At 40.7% G+C, this 820-nt stretch carries 1 protein-coding gene; it reads left to right on the top strand.

The annotated features are described in order from the left end of the window. A partial coding sequence (locus L1S34_RS14790; RefSeq protein WP_236364867.1) for an MBG domain-containing protein occupies positions 1–820 on the top strand: 820 nt, incomplete at both ends.

Raw genomic sequence — 820 nt, 5'->3', positions numbered from 1 at the left:
CAAAGCTATTGATGTAGTAGTTACTGCTGATGATAAAACGAAAGTATACGGTGATCTTAACCCTGCTCTAACAGCCGTGGTGACTGGTGCTGTAAACGGAGATACGATTAACTATACCCTAGCAACTTCTGCTACTCAGTTTTCTAACGTAGGTTCTTACCCAATCGTGGTGACTTTAGGTACTAATCCTAACTATAACATTACTCCAGTAAACGGAACTTTGACAGTTACGCCTAAAGCTATTGATGTAGTCGTTACTGCTGATGATAAAACGAAAGTTTACGGGGATCTTAATCCTGCTTTAACAGCCGTGGTGACTGGTGCTGTAAACGGAGATACTATTAACTATACCCTTGCAACTTCTGCTACGCAGTTCTCTAACGTAGGCGAATATCCAATCGTAATAACTTTAGGAAACAACCCTAACTATAACATTACTCCAGTAAACGGAACTTTAACAGTTACGCCTAAAGCTATTGATGTAGTCGTTACTGCTGATGATAAAACGAAAGTTTACGGTGATCTTAACCCTGCTCTAACAGCCGTGGTGACTGGTGCTGTAAACGGAGATACTATTAACTACACTCTTGCAACTTCTGCAACGCAGTTCTCTAACGTAGGTGCTTACCCAATCGTGGTGACTTTAGGAAACAATCCTAACTATGACGTTACTGCTGTAAACGGAACTTTAACAGTTACGCCTAAAGCTATTGATGTTTTGGTTACGGCTGATGATAAAACAAAAGTATACGGTGATCTTAATCCTGCTTTAACAGCGGTGGTAACGGGTGCTGTAAACGGAGATACGATTAACTATACC

The organism is Flavobacterium sp. K77 (genome assembly GCF_021608205.1).
Lineage (GTDB): Bacteria > Bacteroidota > Bacteroidia > Flavobacteriales > Flavobacteriaceae > Flavobacterium > Flavobacterium turcicum.
This window is presented reverse-complemented; position numbering and strand designations above follow the sequence as displayed.